Genomic DNA, 16,947 nt, shown 5'->3' on the forward strand with positions numbered 1-16,947 from the left:
CTCTTCCGATCTCTCACCGATAAATGAACAACAAAACCCGCCCTACCTCACCGATAAATGAACAACAAAACCCGCCCTACCTCACCGATAAATGAACAACAAAACCCGCCCTACCTCACCGATAAATGAACAACAAAACCTGATCCACCTCACCGATAAATGAACAAAACCGTTCTACTGATTTACTAAAAATACGGGAGATTCGAGAACATGGAAATACATTAGTGCTAAAACAACTAAGGTGTAAACCGTTGATGTACCCAAACCAATAAGTAAATCTTTTTTAGCATTCCGCTGCTTTTGCTCAAAAAACATATCTGTGGCTCCCCTATGCATCATCAAAATTCCGAGAATGTTTGAGAGCCAGTAACCAACAGCGGTAAGCGGTAAAAACAGGTCAGGAAAAATCCAACTGAATGAATAGGCAAAAAGATAGGCAATGGGCATATTAAAAAATAAGTCATTCCACCAAGACAACGGGGAGAGCATATAGCCAATTCCCATTAAAAATCCACCTCTCAGTTTTTTCAGCATTGAATTTACCCAGTCTATCTATAGTTGTTCCGTTATCAGTGGGGAGGGCGGGTTTTGTTGTTTAGTTATCGGTGAAAACATAATTGAGTTCCTAAACCCGCCCCTACAGATGAAATATTATGATTATAAACCAAAATTCTATTTAGGCTTTTGTTCGTTATCAGTGGGTAGGGCGGGTTTTGTTGTTTAGTTATCGGTGAAGACATAATTGAGTCCCTAAACCCGCCCCTACAGATGAAATATCATGATTATAAACCAAAATACTATTTAGGCTTTTGTTGTTCCGTTATCAGTGGGTAGGGCGGGTTTTGTTGTTTAGTTATCGGTGAAAACATAATTGAGTTCCTAAACCCGCCCCTACAGATGAAATATTATGATTATAAACCAAAAATACTATTTAGGCTTTTGTTGTTTCGTTATCATTGGGTAGGGCGGGTTTTGTTGTTTAGTTATCGGTGAAGACATAATTGAGTTCCTAAACCCGCCCCTACAGATGAAATATTATGATTATAAACCAAAAATACTATTTAGGCTTTTGTTGTTCCGTTATCAGTGGGGAGGGCGGGTTTTGTTGTTTAGTTATCGGTGAAGACATAATTGAATTCCTAAACCCGCCCCTACAATTGTCTTGTTTATTAACCGTAGAGCTTTATGCACGATTCTATCAATTTTCCATCGTCGATTCATTCAACGTCAGTTGAACCACCCATCATTATTCGTCTAGAAAATATCTCTAAGGTTTATGGTACGGGTAATACAGAAGTCAAAGCCCTCAGCCAAGTGAATCTAACCATAGATAAAGGTGAATACTGCTCAATTATGGGGGCGTCGGGTTCGGGCAAATCAACCGCCATGAATATTATCGGATGTCTTGATCAACCCACGTCTGGACGCTATTACCTAGATGGTGTGGATGTTTCTCATCTTGATGATACTCAATTAGCTGGGATTCGCAATGTCAAGATTGGCTTTGTGTTTCAGCAGTTTCACCTGCTACCCCAACTCACCGCCTTGGAAAATGTGATGTTGCCCATGGTGTATGCTGGAATTTCCCCCCAAGAACGCCGCGATCGCGCCATGAGTGCTTTAAAGCGAGTAGGGTTGGAAAACCGCCAGTTGAATAAGCCCAATCAACTGTCTGGTGGACAACAGCAACGAGTAGCCATTGCCCGCGCGATCGTCAATCAACCCGTATTACTTTTAGCAGATGAACCAACCGGGGCGCTGGATTCTCATACCACGGCTGAAGTAATTGGGTTATTTAGCCAACTCAATGAGGAGGGAATTACAGTGGTGATGGTGACTCACGAACCGGATGTCGCTCGTTTGACGAAGCGTATTGTGTGGTTTCGAGATGGTGAAGTCATTCATTCGTATTTGACGCCAGAGGAAATGGTAAAAGTAGCAACAGCGCCGTCAGCCTAAATCCGGAGGGCGGGTTTAGTCAAATCTAGTTAAAACCGAAAGGATAGTTGTGAAACCCGCCCCGACAAACCCGCCATTAAGTTCCAATTGATATTGGTTTGGCTTTACTGTTCCGCAAAAAACTCATAACGTTTTGTACGAAAGATTGACTGAGCGTTTTAGTGCCCGATTCTTCCGTCAATTGCGCGGGTAAGGGTTCAACGGATTGAGTGGGTAGATTTCCCATGAATAACGGCACTTCTTCGGCTAAACCGACTGTAATCAGGGCAAAAGCAATTTGCTGAACTTTTTCTATCGGAAGTCGTAGTTCCCTGGCAATCATTTTCAGCGAAACTGTCCCTTTAGTGTACTCCCAGATCTGCCATTCGACTGGATCTAATCGGTAACGAAGTTGACCTGTCTTTGTACTGATTAAACCGCTATTGGGATCAGGTAATTTATCAGCTAAGGTATCCCAGTTTGGCAGCACCCGTAATCCCATTAATGTGGCTTCGGTGGCGGGTATGCTCAACCCCGTCATTTCTCGCCCAGGTAGGGGTGCATTCTGCTCCAATTTAAATTGAGCATCTTTGAGTTGGAACAGAGTCCCGATTTGCTGTAAAACCTGAACTTGGAATAACTGCTTGAGATGTTCGGTTTGTAAAACACCGTGATTTTTGAGACACAATCCCAGAGGTTTTCCTGTCGGACAGCACCATTGGACTAACTTGGCTACTACGCGATCGCTCACCCACTGGCATTGCTCAATCAGGGCGATTAAACCTTGACCATCCAAGCGATTAGCCGTCGCGACAATACGACCTTGGTGAACCCATACATAATAGGGAATGGATGGGCTGGTTGATCTGGTGCGTAATGTGAGTAACCCGGTTTTTTTGCCTTGTTCAATCAAATGAAACAGTTCGGGAACAGACAAATCAGATAAGTAACCTGTAATAGCCATAGTTTTAAAAGGACAGTTTTAAGAACATCAGCGCAGACTTCAATCAGGCAGGACGTGTTGAAGCTTTAAAGGAAGTTAGCTGAATTTTATATTTTCTTAATAAGATTATAGCTTAACAATTATTCATATTAGCCGATAGTCTTAATTTTTTCAGCATGATCCTGTCACGTTAGTCCAAGTAGCAAGGACGCCGAAGCCTACATGAAGCATAAACATCTGGCTAGCTTACTTCTAGATATGAACAAAATGCTCACACAATCCATAATGATTGACAAAAATGGGATCTGCCTTCTGTTGCTTCTGGCGTTGGCAATAATTAAATATAGTGATTTAAATTTAGTTTCTTATAAAATTTATTTATTTAAAAGAATTAAAAATGCCTAACCTCTTAGGTTTTAACAACACAATTTAAATAATGTTCAATTAAGACAATTAGAGTATCAATAACAGAATCTTTTTCATTCGCATTTAAGCTGACGAAAGGTGGACGAGTTTTTTCATCCACAAACCCTAGAGCGATCGCCACATTTTCTTCAGACCAAGCGCCTTCACAATCCCTATGGGTCAAGCCAATTAGCATGGGAATATCTACCCTCTGCTTCATAAACGCCAGCAGCTTACGGGCTGAGCGAAAATCGCTAGGTCGATGAGCATCCACCAAAAGAATATAAGCATGGGCTTTGCGAATCAAGATATCCCACATAAAATCGAAGCGAGCTTGTCCGGGTGTACCATAGAGATGCAATGCCATTTCTGGGGCAAATTGTAAGCGTCCAAAGTCCATCGCTACGGTTGTTTTTTTCTTAATCTCAGTAGTTTGATCGGTTGAGATTCGATCCGTATCAACTACGGCAATCTCGCTAACTGAGCGAATGAAGGTAGACTTGCCAGCACCCACTGTACCCGTAACAACTAGACGCATAATTTCCACCGTTACTTGCTGCTCCTCAAGAAACCCAGCAAGTTTTGCATAAAGGAAGGACTAACCTCAGAACCATTCTCCTCTTTACTGCCGTGATTAGTTCCAGCAGCTACAGGCTCTAAGACATCTTCTGCCATTGCTTTAGAACGAGACGCCGCCGTCATCATTGGGACTTCTTGGACTAAACCCACGCTAATCAGTCGGAATGCCGTTTGTTGAATTATTTCTATGGGTTGTTTGAGCTGAGTTGCCATTGTATTCAGAGAAATCGAGCCATTTGATCGCTGCCAAACTTGCCCTTCCACCGAATCCAAGCGCAGATGACGCTTGCCAATCACTACCCTCGACAGAGCGGAGGTTGGTTCTGGCAGTTTGTTTGCTAATAATACCCAGTCTCTTAACACTCGTAAACCCATTAAAGTGGCTTCGGTGGCGCTGAGGCTTAAGCCAGTCATTTCCGTCGTGGGCAAAGTCGCTTTAGTATCAAATTTAAATCGAGCCTCTCTCAGCCGAAACAAACCACAGACTTGCCGTAGAACTTGAGCGTGGAACAACAGTCTGAGTTGTTCCGGCTGGAGAAACGATTGAGTCTTTAAATATAAACCAATCGGAATATTCGCAGGACAACGGTTCACCTGCTCTCGCAACACTTCTGGGCTAATCCAGCCTCGTTGGACAATCATGGCGAGCAAGCACTGATGATCCAATCGATTGGTCACAGCGACAATGCGACCTTGATGTAATAGTACATGGCGTACTCGTTTCTCCTGATTTTCTGTCAGGAATCGCAAGGTCAGCAATCCGGTTTTGCTGCCTTGATCCAGAAATTGAAATAGTTCAGGGAGAGAAAACTCCGACAAACAGCTTGTAATTGCCATTACTTGTTCACTACTTGCTAAAAAATTGTCAAAAAATAGGCAAACTCTAGACTTATTGTCTTAGGTTTACAATTCCAATTGAAGAATAATCAATTTTTTGTTACTTATCTTAGATAAATCATAAATATCTTTATGATCTATAGTAATCGTGTTATCCTAACCTTGGCAACATCAGTCAGAGCGCCAAAGCAACAGTCAGGACAAGTTTACACTGCCTGATTCAAGATTGGGTGTCGGTTCTCAGGATTCTTTCAAGTTCAAGACTTATCTGTGAGCAGCGCTTTAGCGTACCGTACCGACTTGATAGAGCTATAGGGATTAAATCTCTATCCTGTATGTGAGCTTAAACTCAAGCCCACACTGCATTCTGGGCAAACTCACTCTTCGGCAGTGTAAGAGAGTATCCCACCTCGTCACAGCCATGATAGAGGTAGGAGAGCAATTGGGGTTCTTGTCGTGGTCATGAATTATTCAGCGACCTGTGATTGAGTATCATAGGCTCCAGATATTTTCCGGATTGGATCAAGCGCCGCCTTCAACTCTGGAATCACACGCTTAATTTCCAGCAGCAGTACACCTTGTTTCGCCGCTTTGCTAGCTAAAACCAGTAATACAGCATATTCGCCGCAATTGGTCAAAATGCCGTAGCCGCGATCGCCTTCGACGTAGATGCGATCAAGAAAGCCTCGGGACAATTCTGAGCCAATCCGCTCTCCCAACGACAGCATTGCGGCTGACATGGCGGAAACTCGTTCTTCATCCATCTCATTGGGTAAGCTTGAAGCTAAGGGTAGCCCGTCTGGAGACACCAAAGCTGCTCCCTGAACCTCACTGGTGCCAGTGACAAAATTTTGTAAGATGCTCTCAATCTTCGCTGTGTTAATGGTCATTGTCATCATCCTCGATAAGTCCGGGTTGGATTTGGTGAGACGGTTAAAGGGTATGAATACCACTAAATCCATCCATTATCCAAGTATCCAACTCTATCTCACAATCGAACTTATCACGGACGTTTTCGGATTAGGGGAAGTGGGGGAGATGAGGGAGTTGGGGGAGCTGGGGGAGATGAGGAAGCTGGGGAAGAAAAACTGTCCTAACCTAAATGGTACTGAAAATTTGCAGTTTTGACTCGCCGAAACCCTTGATATACCATAGGGTGGTACTGTCCACTAGCCTTAAATCAGCACCATTCACCCTCACCTTTAGGGCGACAGTTATAACTCAAAAGTCAACACTGAGTCAGTCAGGGCGGGTTTTGTAGAAACGTTACCATCAATAGCCACATATAAAGTCCCTAAACCCGCCCCTACGTCAGGGCGGGTTTTGTAGAAACGTTACCATCAATAGCCAAGCATAAAGTCCCTAAACCCGCCCCTACTTCCCTCAAAACTCAAAACTTCCCACTCCCTGGAAAACCCTATAAACTAGGGGTTTTTCCGGTTTCTTCCTGGCTAGGAACGGGTTCAACGATACTGTAACCCATATCACCAGCAACTTGGCGCAGTAGAGAGATTTGCCCCTCGAAATCTAGCTTTTCGATTTGGGATAGAATCGAATTCACCTCTGACTGAGCTTTGTAGTTTAAGGGCATATCGACAACCGTATCACCCATTCCTTGCGCCCAAGCGTACCAGACTAATAATTGATTATTTTCACTCAATGCCCCATACGCCCGTGATACTTGGGTATCTTCACGATTGACGATTTCTCGCATCGCGGCTAACTGCTGATCATCCGACAGGTTGTAGAAGTCTCGTAGCAGTTGGGGGGAGATTTCCGCATCAGCCGCCGTGGGTGCCGCTGGTGTGATCGAATCGCCCATTTTTTCGTAGATGTAGTAAAGTAACGCTAGTTTGTCATCCGTACTCAAACCCTCAAATGATTGGGTTACGTTCTTTGTCTCCTCAGAGCGGGCTGGGTTTACACCAGTCGGTTGAGTAGAAGCCATATAGTTTCTTTCCTCTAATACAACAAAATATCTCTACTCCTAGGTTTACCAAACTTTACAAACAGGGATCGCCCTCCGATCGGTAGAGTTTGCTTAGGATCTGTGGTGCGATCGCCATCTTCCTCTATCCAGAGACGATGAAGTTGGTAGGGAGACAAAGACAATGACCGCCTAATGCAGGATAATGGGCAAAGCTTTCTCATTTTGCTACCTTAGACGTTCCTTCCTGTCAAAGCACTTATTTTTTCATCGGTTATGCGGACTCATTATTGCGGCGAATTGCGAAGTAACCATGTTGGTGAAACCGTTACCCTCTGTGGTTGGGTAGATCGGCGACGTGACCACGGGGGGGTGATATTTTTAGATTTGCGCGATCGCACGGGTATTGTGCAGATTGTTAGTGATCCTCAGCGCACGCCGGATTCTTATCCGAATGCAGAAGCCGTGCGAAATGAGTATGTGGTACAAATTACCGGGCGTGTGAGTCGGCGTCCCGATGAGTCGCTCAACCCGAACTTATCCACGGGTGAAGTGGAAGTGTATGCGGATCAGATTAACCCGTTGAATACGGTGCGGAAGCAGTTACCGTTTCAGGTATCTACCGCCGACGCCGAAGCCGTGCGGGAAGACTTGCGGCTCAAATATCGGTATCTGGATATTCGCCGCGATCGCATGCGCCAAAATATAGAATTGCGCCATGAGGTGATTAAGGCGATGCGTCGGTATTTAGAAGATGAACAACGCTTCATTGAGGTGGAAACCCCAATGTTAACCCGTTCGACACCGGAAGGGGCGAGAGACTATTTGGTACCTGCTCGCGTGAATCCAGGACAATGGTATGCTTTACCACAATCCCCGCAATTATTCAAGCAATTGTTGATGGTCGCTGGATTAGACCGTTACTATCAGATTGCCCGTTGCTTCCGGGATGAAGATTTAAGGGCAGATCGTCAGCCAGAGTTTACCCAGTTGGACATGGAAATGAGTTTTATGTCCCAGGATGAGATTCTCCAGCTTAATGAAGGCTTGGTTTGTCATATCTTTAAAACAGTAAAAGGGATAGACATTCCCCGCCCTTTCCCCCGTTTTACCTACGCCGAAGTCATGGAACGCTACGGTACAGATAAACCCGATACCCGCTTTGGCTTAGAACTGGTGGATGTATCGGAATTACTCAAAGACTCAGGATTTAAAGTCTTTTCCGGTGCAGTGGCGACTGGGGGTAAAGTAAAAGTATTACCGATTCCTGGCGGTAACGACAAAATCTCCAATGTGCGAATTAAACCCGGTAAGAGTGGGGACTTATTTAACGAAGCCGCCGCAGCAGGTGCTAAAGGTTTAGCTTATATTCGGGTGCGAGACAACTGGGAAATCGATACGATTGGGGCGATTAAAGACAATCTCACTGAGGAACAGAAACAGAAACTGCTGGAGATGACGGGGGCTAAACCCGGTCATTTACTCCTGTTTGGTGCGGGTGCTACCGATGTGGTGAATAAAACCTTGGATCGCCTGCGCCAGGTATTGGGTCAAGAGTTGGGACTGATTAACCCGACAAAAATTAATTTACTTTGGGTGACAGATTACCCGATGTTTGAATGGAATGCGGATGAGAAGCGCTTAGAGGCAATTCATCACCCCTTTACCGCGCCTCACCCCGATGATATCGATGATCTGAAAACGGCAAGGGCGCAAGCGTATGACTTAGTGTATAACGGCTATGAAGTCGGCGGTGGCAGTTTGCGGATGTACCAACCTGATATTCAGAGACGAGTATTCGACGCGATCGGATTATCGCCAGAAGAGGCTCAAAATAAGTTTGGTTTCTTACTGGAAGCCTTTGATTATGGCGCCCCTCCTCATGGCGGAATTGCCTATGGCTTAGATCGGTTGGTTATGTTGTTAGCCGGGGAAGAATCAATTCGGGATGTGATTGCGTTTCCCAAGACGCAGCAAGCCAGTTGTTTGTTAACCGAAGCACCTGCTCAGGTGGGAGAGAAGCAGTTAAAAGAATTGCACGTTGCTTCCACGTATAAGCCGAAGAAAGTGTCTGGGGTCAAGTAGATCGTTCGTTTTGGCAATCAATATTGTAGAGACGTTGCATGCAACGTCTCTACTAGGATGTTTTGGGAGAGGGGGAGATGGGAAGAGAGGGAGATTATAACGCTTATAATTAAGCTTAAATAGCTGAATCACAATGGCGCGATCGCAGCCAAATGCAACTTGAATCAATAGGACAAAAAAGAATGCTCAATAGTCTCCAAGAACTGATTAACGAGCCAGAAATTGCTCAAATTGATGATCCAGAGGAGATATTCACGACGAGTGAGGTAAGCTGGAATCAATACGAAGCCCTACTAGCCAAACTGGAAAACAACTCTCATTACCACATCACCTATTCGGATGGAGTATTAGAAATTGTGTCACCGTCTTTTAGACATGAAAAACTTAAAAAACGTCTGGCTACACTGATAGAGTTTTATTTGATAAAAAAGCGAATCAAACACACGCCAATGGGGAGTCCCCGAGTCAAGAAGCAATTGAAAAAAGTGGGCGCTGAACCGGATGAATGTTACTGCATTGGAGAGGAGAAAGATATACCAGATTTAGCGGTGGAAGTCATTATTACCAGTGGCAGTATTGACAAGCTGGATATCTACCGACGTTTGGGCGTGACTGAGGTATGGCTATGGAAAACAAATCGACTAAAACTCTATCATTTACGAGAAGCAACACTATCTATATTTGAGGATAACTATGGATATGAACAAGTTGTAACCAGCGAATTATTACCAGAATTAGATATAGCGTTACTAGAACAATGTGTTTTTATTTCTGACCAAGTTGAAGCGATCGATGCTTTTGCACAAGGACTCAAAACTTAGTTGTATGGTTTTTATTTATTGTGGTATTTGAGCAAGTTTATACAATGGAGAAAATACACGATAAGTAAATGATTTTTGTAAAAATTTTGGGATTAGAGGCTTTCGAGGATTTATTGGGGATGCGGGAGGATAATGCTGCACAGAAGAGGACACGGCAATGCCGTGTCCCTACCATAAACTAAAGATAAGAGATTGGGTAGGGGCACGATAGTATCGTGCCCTTGACATGGGTCAACTTGACCATTCTCTTTTCCCTCGCAGCATTAAGTAAAGTTTGATGTCGCTTTAGAGGCGCGATCGCCTTTTTCTTGTAGGATAATGCAAAATCTTTCTCAGAAAGACTTATTCCCCGAAAACTGACGCAGAAATTGAGAACGGATCAGCGTTGGTAGGCAACTGAGGTGGCATTATGTATCAACCTTTACAAAATAATTCCGATTGGACTCCCTCAAGGGTACAAATTTATCCGTAGTACATTTCACAGTTAACTTCGTTTAATATATTTCTATGACAGCATTGATGATCTGCATCATAGGAGGAAAAGATGCGACTGGAGTATCGGCTTACCCTCAATGATTACCTAGCAGCTATGGAGGCTGACGGTAAAGTAAGGAATCCCTGGTTGTTCAAATCGTCACTTTTATGGTGCGCCACTATTTGTGGGATTATCAGTGCATTAATCTCTATGTTTTTTGATATTACTTTTTCAATTTATATGTTTTTGGGGGCTATTTTCATAAGTCCGCCTATTTTTAAGAGATTCTATCGTTGGCAACTCTCAGGTCATTTTAAAAACGACCCCCGCCTGAATGAGTGTTTAACTGTTGATCTTGATGAAAACACAATTAAATTCGCTTCAGACAATTCAATATCAAAAATTAAATGGGAAGGTTTTTATCATTTCATAGAAGCAGATAATGTGTTTAATTTTTACACATCTAAAATAACTTATCATATTATTCCAAAACGAGCCTTTATAAATAGCGAAAAACTTGATATTTTTAGAAATATAGTTGTTAAAAAGATTAATAATGATTGTCAATTCTTCTCGTCTGCCAATATAACTATAAAACGTAAATACTTCTATATTTCTGGTTGTGCAATATTTTTAGCCATTGTAGCTATTGCAATTGGCACAGCAATTTTCGATAAAGGTCATTATTATTGGTTAAATGAAGGTAATGATTTGTATGCTGCAAAAAGGTACGAAGAGGCGCTCGATTCTTATAAAAAAGCATTGGACATTGATTCGGAAAATGTTGAAACTTGGCATAGCCTAGGTTTTACGCTAGACAAATTAGAACGGTATGAAGAAGCACTGGCTTCTTATGATAATGCCTTAGATATTGATCCAGAATATACTTACGTTTGGATTGGTCGAGGTGATACACTAAGGAACTTAAAAAGGTACGAAGAAGCACTAGCTTCTTATAACAAAGCTTTAGACATTGCTGAACCAGGACATCCTTACACTTGGAGGAAACGAGGTGATACACTAAGGAACTTAAAAAGATACAAAGAAGCACTGGCTTCTTATGATAATGCCTTAGATATTGATCCGGAATATGCTAACACTTGGCATAATCGAGGTCTTGCGCTAGCGAACTTAAAAAGGTACGAAGAAGCACTAACTTCTTATAACAAAACTTTAGACATTGATCCAGCACCAGGATATCCTTACGCTTGGAAGAACCGAGGTGATACACTACAGTGGTTGAACAGGTATGAAGAAGCACTGGCTTCTTATGACAAAGCCCTAGAAATTGATCCAGAATATGTTAAGGCTTGGTCTAACCGAGGTCTTACCCTACGTAAATTAAAAAGGTACAAAGAAGCAGTGGCTTCTCATGATAAAGCCTTAGATATTGATCCAGAATATCCTTACGCTTGGAATGGTCGAGGTTTTGCGCTAGAGAAGTTAGAAAGGTATGAAGAAGCACTTGTTTCCTATAACAAAGCCTTAGAAATTGATCCTAACTACAAATTGGCAATCAACAACCGCCAAAGGTTGTTAACTGAGCTAGGTTTATCTGAATAACTGACCTCGGCTCTGATTGTTACTGGGTACAGCAATCCTACTCCTATTCAAACAAAAAGGGTGTGGATCACTGGATAAACTGGAGAAAATACACGATAAGCAGATGACTTTGGTAAAAATTACAGACACAACATCTCAACTTTCTGAACTGGTCAAGCGTGTCAATTCTGAGCGTGAACTAATTATATTAACAACAGATGGACAGGCAAAAGCTGTATTGTTGGGATTAGAGGCTTTCGAGGATTTATTGGGGATGCGCGAGTATTCCCAGCTAGAACTGGTGCCGTTACATGACTTTCAACAGCAGTTTAAACAGGCTTTAATTGAGGCAGGATATGATTCACGAGATAAGATAGTAAATTTGGTGCAGGATGTTAAACGAGAAATGGCGGCGGAGCGTCAAGATTATTGATGATCTGCATCTTAGGAGGAAATGATGAGACTGGAGTATCGGCTTACCCTCAATGAATACATAGAAGCTATGGAGGCTGACGGTAAAGCCAGGAATCCCTGGTTGTTCAATTCTTCATGGTCTACCACTATTTTTGCGATTATCATTGCATTATTTTATGGATTTTCTATTAATTTTTTTGCTATTGCTTTTTCAATTTTTATGTTTTGGTTGGCTATTATCACAAGTCCGCTTATTTCCAAGAGATTATATCGTTGGCAAATCTCAGGTAATTATAAAAACGATCCCCGGATGCATCAATGTTTAACTGTTGAGCTAGATGAAAACACCATTCAAGTTACTTCAGCAGATGCAACAGCTCAATATCAATGGAAAGGCTTTGATTATTTCATAGAAGCAGATAATGTGTTTAATCTTTACGTATCCAAAAAAATTTTCTTTCTGATTCCTAAACGTGTGTTTAGCAATAGTGAACAAATTGATAGTTTTAGAAATATAATCATCGAAAAAATTAATAATGAGCCTAATTTTTTTAGGAATTGACCCATATTTTCCTAAATATGGGCATAGCATAGGTTTTACTATAGTGGGATCGCCTGATCTGGTAGGGTGGGCAAATTACGTTAATTTAACAATTTCATCACAAATTATATCCATTTGCCCACCCTACTCGCCTCCATTAATTGGCAACTGATCGAGCAATTGAGTAACCTAGATCAAGTTTTAGATCCAGCAATGACTCACTACCAAGTAGTCACTGTCAACTGCGTAACTTTTGAGAACTCCCGATCAGTCGTTACCAAACTTGCTCCATTTTTTATTCCGTATATAACGATTACCACTCATCTCGTAAAGCCCTTTTTATGGCTGCTGCATCTCCTCGCCAATTCAGTCGCCCTGACAAATCCGAAAAATCATAGTTCTGGTTTTGCACTTTCGATGCAACAGATGAACTGAGTACCAGCACAATATTTACGAGTCCTGGAGAAAGTTGTGTAGGAATATCAAGGACTAAATGACCGGAGGCATTGACAGTAATTGTCAGTTGAAAAACTTCCATTTTGACTTCAACCATTGGATATCAGGGTTATTGTAGTGTAATTCCCATCCTACATCGCAGTCCCGAAACCTACCGCAGGCGATCGCTAATCCTGTCGGGTGCATCACTACTCTACAATAAGGGGAGAATGAAAAATACCAAGAGTCCAATAAAATGGTTCAAATTATTCTAAATTTTTCTGAGTAAATATTGTCGGCACGGCGTAAGTCTCCCCAGGAGTTTGGGGAGGAGATGCGTTTGGCAGCGGCGATTTTTTGGTATCAGCAGGGGGAAGTGTCTCAGGAGAAAGCGGCGCAGATAGCTGGGTTAAATCGTCGGGATTTTCTGGAAGTTTTGGCTCGGCATAAAATTGATGTTTTTCGGGTATATTTTGATGATTTGGATCAGGAGTTAGAGTGTGCCTAGCTTGACGGTAGTTAATACTTCGCCACTGATTTTTTTGAGTAAGGCTGGGTATCTTGAGTTGTTGCGGGTACTGAGTGCTGAGATTTTTGGAAACGTTAAGGCTAACGGGAATGTATTTGTCTGATGCGGTGATGAATAGGGCTTTGGCAAAGGTGGGAGAGTAATTTTATGAATTGGCATCGTACAACTACGGTAACATTTACTAAATTGGGCGCAAGCCTTGCGCCCCTACACGCCCCTAAAATTTATGCACACAAGCCTAATCCATCCAACTAGATGAGCCACGCTACTACATCTTTCTGGCGGGGATGCATCAAAACGGATGACAAATGACGGATGACAAATGATAAATGACAAATGACTTACAATTCTTCTTTGATGGGAGAAATAGGCAAATACTTCTCAATTATCTCACCTAAGCCTAACCCCAAACACCCAAACCCAATGCCCAACATGATAATACTTAACTCGGCACTGTTAAAAAAGGCAGCATCCGGTTTAATCAAGCTCAATATTAGCATTGCCACAGCCGATACACCACTAATAATTAATGCCAATCGCACACTACTGGCGGCAAACGTAAAGCGTCCGGTTTCAGCGACGAGGTAAGCGGCAAAGGGAACCCAAACAGTTGCCACATATACAGCATAAAACAAGACAATGAGACTGATAATTGAACCACCCTTTAACGCGACAGCTAGTCCCAATCCTGTATTGATAATGGCAACGAGTAGCCGATTCAGTTGAGAATCGGGAATCAACTCAAAATCTAAAACCACCTTCGTCTGCACCCGCAAAATACTACTCCCAACTCCTAAAGCGGGTACAATTAACGATAAAATCAACAACTGTCCCCCCAAGTGATTAGCGCCTCCACCCAGCCATAGTAAAATCCAAGGAATTATTTCTTTGCCATCAATATTGGCTGGCAAAATTTCGGCATTTTTGGTAGCAATAACTACAGCAGACGGTAATAATGCCAGAAACAGAAATAAGATAGCCGCCAAGACACAGCCGAGATAGAGGCTACGTAAATCCTTAGCTTGCACGACAAATTGGTGATATTTCATATCAATTAACACCAACAATACTGTCGATAAGGAAATGCCGAGTAAAGAAGGAAGACTCATCTGGTGAAGTGCGGGGATAAAATCCACCGGGGCGTGCAAATAGAGGGGAACAGCGTGCAGTTTCGCGATCGCGTACAATAATGCCAGGATATTGAATCCCAATAATCCCCGGAATAGCCAACTTGCTTTCTCAATCGGGAGTAGAGAAGAAAGCATAAAGATCACGGCTAAGGCTAGCATACTGGGATGTACGGGTAAATCCAAGACTTTGAGGATAAACGCGCCAGCAATAATTTGCACCGCAAAAATCCCAACTAGCGATAACCAGGACATCATTCCCACCAGCACTTTGACGGGATGTCCATAGCGGTTTCCCAGTAATGTCCAGATTGGTTCAATTGAGCGCCAATAGAATCTGGCAAATGCCAGGAGTATCAGGGTTCCTAGGGCAATAGAAATTGGATAGAGGCTACCCGCCCAACCCAAGGTTAAGGCTTTTTCGGCGGTTCCGAGAACAAATCCCAAACCATAATGTGCCGATACTAGCAAAGCCGCCAGGGAAAAGAAGCCTAGTTGTCTGGTTTCAGTGTGATTCACAGATGACAAGAAAATAAGTCATATCTTAAATTGCAATTTAATCCCTCTCGACGTAAATTGCAATCTTTACATATCTCCCTCAACTGATTAACAGACTGTGATAATCCTTGATTAATAAGCTTTTCCAGATACTCATCAGGTGACTTAGGTGAATTTTTAAGCGTCCTACGTTGTCGTTTGATCAGCAGCACAGACCTCTGCCGAGTTAAGATAAATTAGGTGTAAGCTGTTCGGCATCATTGCGATTTTTATAGTCCATCACATCTTGATAACGCATTCGATAAACTGTTCCCTCTCTCCAGTAAGGAATTTCTCCTGATTTCAGCAAACTCAAAACCTGAGTGCGAGAAACACCTAGAATATCAGCCGCCTCATAGAGTTCCAGTTCTTTTCTAATAGCAGTTACCTTGACTGCATGTCCTTGACTCATCTGTGTCAATGTCTCAACTAACAGATGAAAGGCGGCGGCGGGAATCGTCACAGTCTTGCTTGTAGCATCTTCTTGCATCACTTGAATAGTGATAGGTTTTCCGTTGTTTTGAACATAAGATGCTAATAGTTGATAACTCGCTTGAGCAATATTCGCTTCTGCTTCAGTTGGTGGAATGGTTGGGGAGTTTTTTTCCGTAGAGAGTGTCATTATCTATACAGTAATCCTAGATAAATGGTGAACAAAAAGTTAAGTAAAAAAGCAACAGCCCTAATACCCGCTCAAGTTTAAAGTGGTCACCTCTAACGTACCCAAATCAACACAACGGATGGCATGATTATTCGTATCAGCGATGTAGAGACGAGCCGCGATCGCACTGACTCCAGAAGGTTCAGCAAACTCCGCTTCATGACTCTGACCGTCACGGTGTCCCGCTTTTCCGTTCCCTAACAAAGTCTGACAACTTCCTGTAGTCGGATCGACGCGCTTAATTTTGTGATTATAAGTATCCGCTACCCAGAGGTAATTTTGCGTATATTCCACCCCTAAACAGTGCTGGAGTCGTACCTCTGACTTGTGACCATCTTTATCGCCAAACTCAAACAGTTCACCACTGCCACAAATTGTCCGCACGGGTAAATTATTAATTAGACCCACTCCCCGAATCGAACTGACTTCACTATCAGCCACGTAAAGTTCTCGTCCATCGCTGGTAATCCCACTGGGTTGAGCAAAGGCGGCTTCATTAAGTGACCCATCTAAGCAAGCTTCTGCACCTGTCCCCGTGTATGTGCCAATCTCACCCGTTTCAAGCTGCATTTCCCAGATCTGATGGGAACCCGCCATGGCAATCAGCAGGCGATTATCAATTTTTTCGATATCCCACGGTGAATTCAATGCTGTTTGTAACCCTAAACCACTATGGGGTTGAATCTGGCGACTTTGCTCTCCAGTACCCGCAATGGTTTCAACTTGCTTAGTTTCAAGATGAATGCATCGCAGGCAATGATTTTGCGTATCCGCTACGTAAAGACGTTGGTTTTTGGGATCTAGTGTGATACCTTGAGGCGTAAAAAATTGGGCTTCGGCAAACGTTCCATCAGTTAATCCTGGTTCACCTGTACCAATAATATTTAATACCTCACCTGCCAACGTACTCACCACAATCCGATGATGACCCGAGTCAGCAATAAATAGTCGAGAATCACCACTCGCCCTTTTAAACTCCTCATCGAAAGCGGGTGATTAGTATTGAACCAGATGCCGTCTTGGGGAAGTTCTGGCGCTCGAACCCGTGATGTCATGCGATTCTCAGTGATTGTTGATTGCTTACTGCTGAGATCCTAACCCACCGTTCACCTTAGTACCGTTTTTCCCAGTATTCGCAACAGATATGATCT

Annotated in this window: 17 protein-coding genes and 1 pseudogene; 7 read left to right on the forward strand and 11 right to left on the reverse strand. The window is 42.9% G+C overall.

Annotated features, from left to right (window positions below; translation table 11 throughout):
- Positions 1-174: 174 nt before the first annotated feature.
- The gene (locus tag RIB93_RS17745; RefSeq protein WP_446374090.1) at positions 175-534 is read right to left on the reverse strand and encodes a hypothetical protein; all 360 of its coding nucleotides are present in this window, start codon (positions 532-534) and stop codon (positions 175-177) included.
- A gap of 651 nt (positions 535-1,185) precedes the next feature.
- On the opposite strand from RIB93_RS17745, the gene RIB93_RS17750 reads away from it, so the two are divergent.
- Positions 1,186-1,959, forward strand: coding sequence for an ABC transporter ATP-binding protein (locus RIB93_RS17750; RefSeq protein ID WP_446374092.1), 774 nt, complete (start codon positions 1,186-1,188; stop codon positions 1,957-1,959).
- A 76-nt stretch (positions 1,960-2,035) separates the two neighbouring features.
- Here RIB93_RS17750 and RIB93_RS17755 read toward each other — a convergent pair whose 3' ends face one another.
- The 5 genes from RIB93_RS17755 to RIB93_RS17775 form a co-directional block, all read right to left on the reverse strand.
- Entirely contained in the window at positions 2,036-2,902 is an 867-nt protein-coding gene (locus tag RIB93_RS17755; RefSeq protein ID WP_446374094.1) for a DUF4388 domain-containing protein, read from the reverse strand.
- Positions 2,903-3,290: 388 nt separating this feature from the next.
- A complete protein-coding gene (locus RIB93_RS17760) occupies positions 3,291-3,824 on the reverse strand; it encodes a GTP-binding protein (RefSeq protein WP_446374096.1) in 534 nt (177 codons plus the stop codon).
- Between the two features lie 11 nt (positions 3,825-3,835).
- Positions 3,836-4,702 carry a DUF4388 domain-containing protein gene (locus RIB93_RS17765; RefSeq protein WP_446374098.1) on the reverse strand — a complete coding sequence of 289 codons (867 nt, stop codon included), beginning with the start codon at positions 4,700-4,702 and terminating at the stop codon, positions 3,836-3,838.
- A gap of 467 nt (positions 4,703-5,169) precedes the next feature.
- Complete coding sequence (locus RIB93_RS17770) at positions 5,170-5,592, reverse strand: roadblock/LC7 domain-containing protein (protein ID WP_446374099.1); 423 nt, start codon at positions 5,590-5,592, stop codon at positions 5,170-5,172.
- Between the two features lie 527 nt (positions 5,593-6,119).
- Entirely contained in the window at positions 6,120-6,650 is a 531-nt protein-coding gene (locus RIB93_RS17775) for an orange carotenoid protein N-terminal domain-containing protein (RefSeq protein WP_446374101.1), read from the reverse strand.
- A gap of 255 nt (positions 6,651-6,905) precedes the next feature.
- Between RIB93_RS17775 and aspS the strand changes: the two genes are divergently transcribed.
- The 5 genes from aspS to RIB93_RS17800 all read left to right on the forward strand — a co-directional run bounded on the left by aspS (position 6,906) and on the right by RIB93_RS17800 (position 12,528).
- Positions 6,906-8,714 carry an aspartate--tRNA ligase gene (aspS, locus tag RIB93_RS17780; protein ID WP_446374103.1) on the forward strand — a complete coding sequence of 603 codons (1,809 nt, stop codon included), beginning with the start codon at positions 6,906-6,908 and terminating at the stop codon, positions 8,712-8,714.
- Between the two features lie 182 nt (positions 8,715-8,896).
- Positions 8,897-9,535 carry a Uma2 family endonuclease gene (locus RIB93_RS17785; protein ID WP_446374105.1) on the forward strand — a complete coding sequence of 213 codons (639 nt, stop codon included), beginning with the start codon at positions 8,897-8,899 and terminating at the stop codon, positions 9,533-9,535.
- Between the two features lie 544 nt (positions 9,536-10,079).
- A complete protein-coding gene (locus RIB93_RS17790; protein WP_446374107.1) occupies positions 10,080-11,573 on the forward strand; it encodes a tetratricopeptide repeat protein in 1,494 nt (497 codons plus the stop codon).
- Positions 11,574-11,676: 103 nt separating this feature from the next.
- On the forward strand, positions 11,677-11,985 hold the full coding sequence (locus RIB93_RS17795; protein ID WP_446374108.1) for a type II toxin-antitoxin system Phd/YefM family antitoxin: 309 nt from the start codon (positions 11,677-11,679) through the stop codon (positions 11,983-11,985).
- Positions 11,986-12,006: 21 nt separating this feature from the next.
- On the forward strand, positions 12,007-12,528 hold the full coding sequence (locus RIB93_RS17800; protein ID WP_446374110.1) for a YcxB family protein: 522 nt from the start codon (positions 12,007-12,009) through the stop codon (positions 12,526-12,528).
- Positions 12,529-12,820: 292 nt separating this feature from the next.
- On the opposite strand, the gene RIB93_RS17805 is transcribed toward RIB93_RS17800, so the two are convergent.
- Positions 12,821-13,060, reverse strand: a complete 240-nt coding sequence (locus tag RIB93_RS17805) for a hypothetical protein (RefSeq protein WP_446374112.1) — start codon at positions 13,058-13,060, stop codon at positions 12,821-12,823.
- Between the two features lie 171 nt (positions 13,061-13,231).
- Here RIB93_RS17805 and RIB93_RS17810 point away from each other — a divergent pair, with 171 nt between their 5' ends.
- Positions 13,232-13,450 carry a UPF0175 family protein gene (locus RIB93_RS17810; protein WP_446374179.1) on the forward strand — a complete coding sequence of 73 codons (219 nt, stop codon included), beginning with the start codon at positions 13,232-13,234 and terminating at the stop codon, positions 13,448-13,450.
- 362 nt (positions 13,451-13,812) lie between these two features.
- On the opposite strand, the gene RIB93_RS17815 is transcribed toward RIB93_RS17810, so the two are convergent.
- The 4 genes and pseudogenes from RIB93_RS17815 to RIB93_RS17830 form a co-directional block, all read right to left on the reverse strand.
- A complete protein-coding gene (locus RIB93_RS17815) occupies positions 13,813-15,117 on the reverse strand; it encodes a hypothetical protein (protein WP_446374114.1) in 1,305 nt (434 codons plus the stop codon).
- 205 nt (positions 15,118-15,322) lie between these two features.
- Positions 15,323-15,757: a helix-turn-helix domain-containing protein gene (locus RIB93_RS17820; RefSeq protein WP_446374116.1), complete on the reverse strand. Its 435-nt coding sequence runs from the start codon at positions 15,755-15,757 to the stop codon at positions 15,323-15,325.
- 60 nt (positions 15,758-15,817) lie between these two features.
- Positions 15,818-16,744, reverse strand: a pseudogene (locus tag RIB93_RS17825) (NHL repeat-containing protein); the annotation flags it as partial.
- On the reverse strand, positions 16,705-16,851 hold the full coding sequence (locus tag RIB93_RS17830) for a hypothetical protein (protein WP_446374118.1): 147 nt from the start codon (positions 16,849-16,851) through the stop codon (positions 16,705-16,707). The gene RIB93_RS17830 and the pseudogene RIB93_RS17825, both read right to left, overlap by 40 nt.
- Between the last annotated feature and the right edge of the window lie 96 nt (positions 16,852-16,947).

The organism is Coleofasciculus sp. D1-CHI-01 (assembly GCF_040218875.1).
GTDB lineage: Bacteria > Cyanobacteriota > Cyanobacteriia > Cyanobacteriales > Coleofasciculaceae > Coleofasciculus.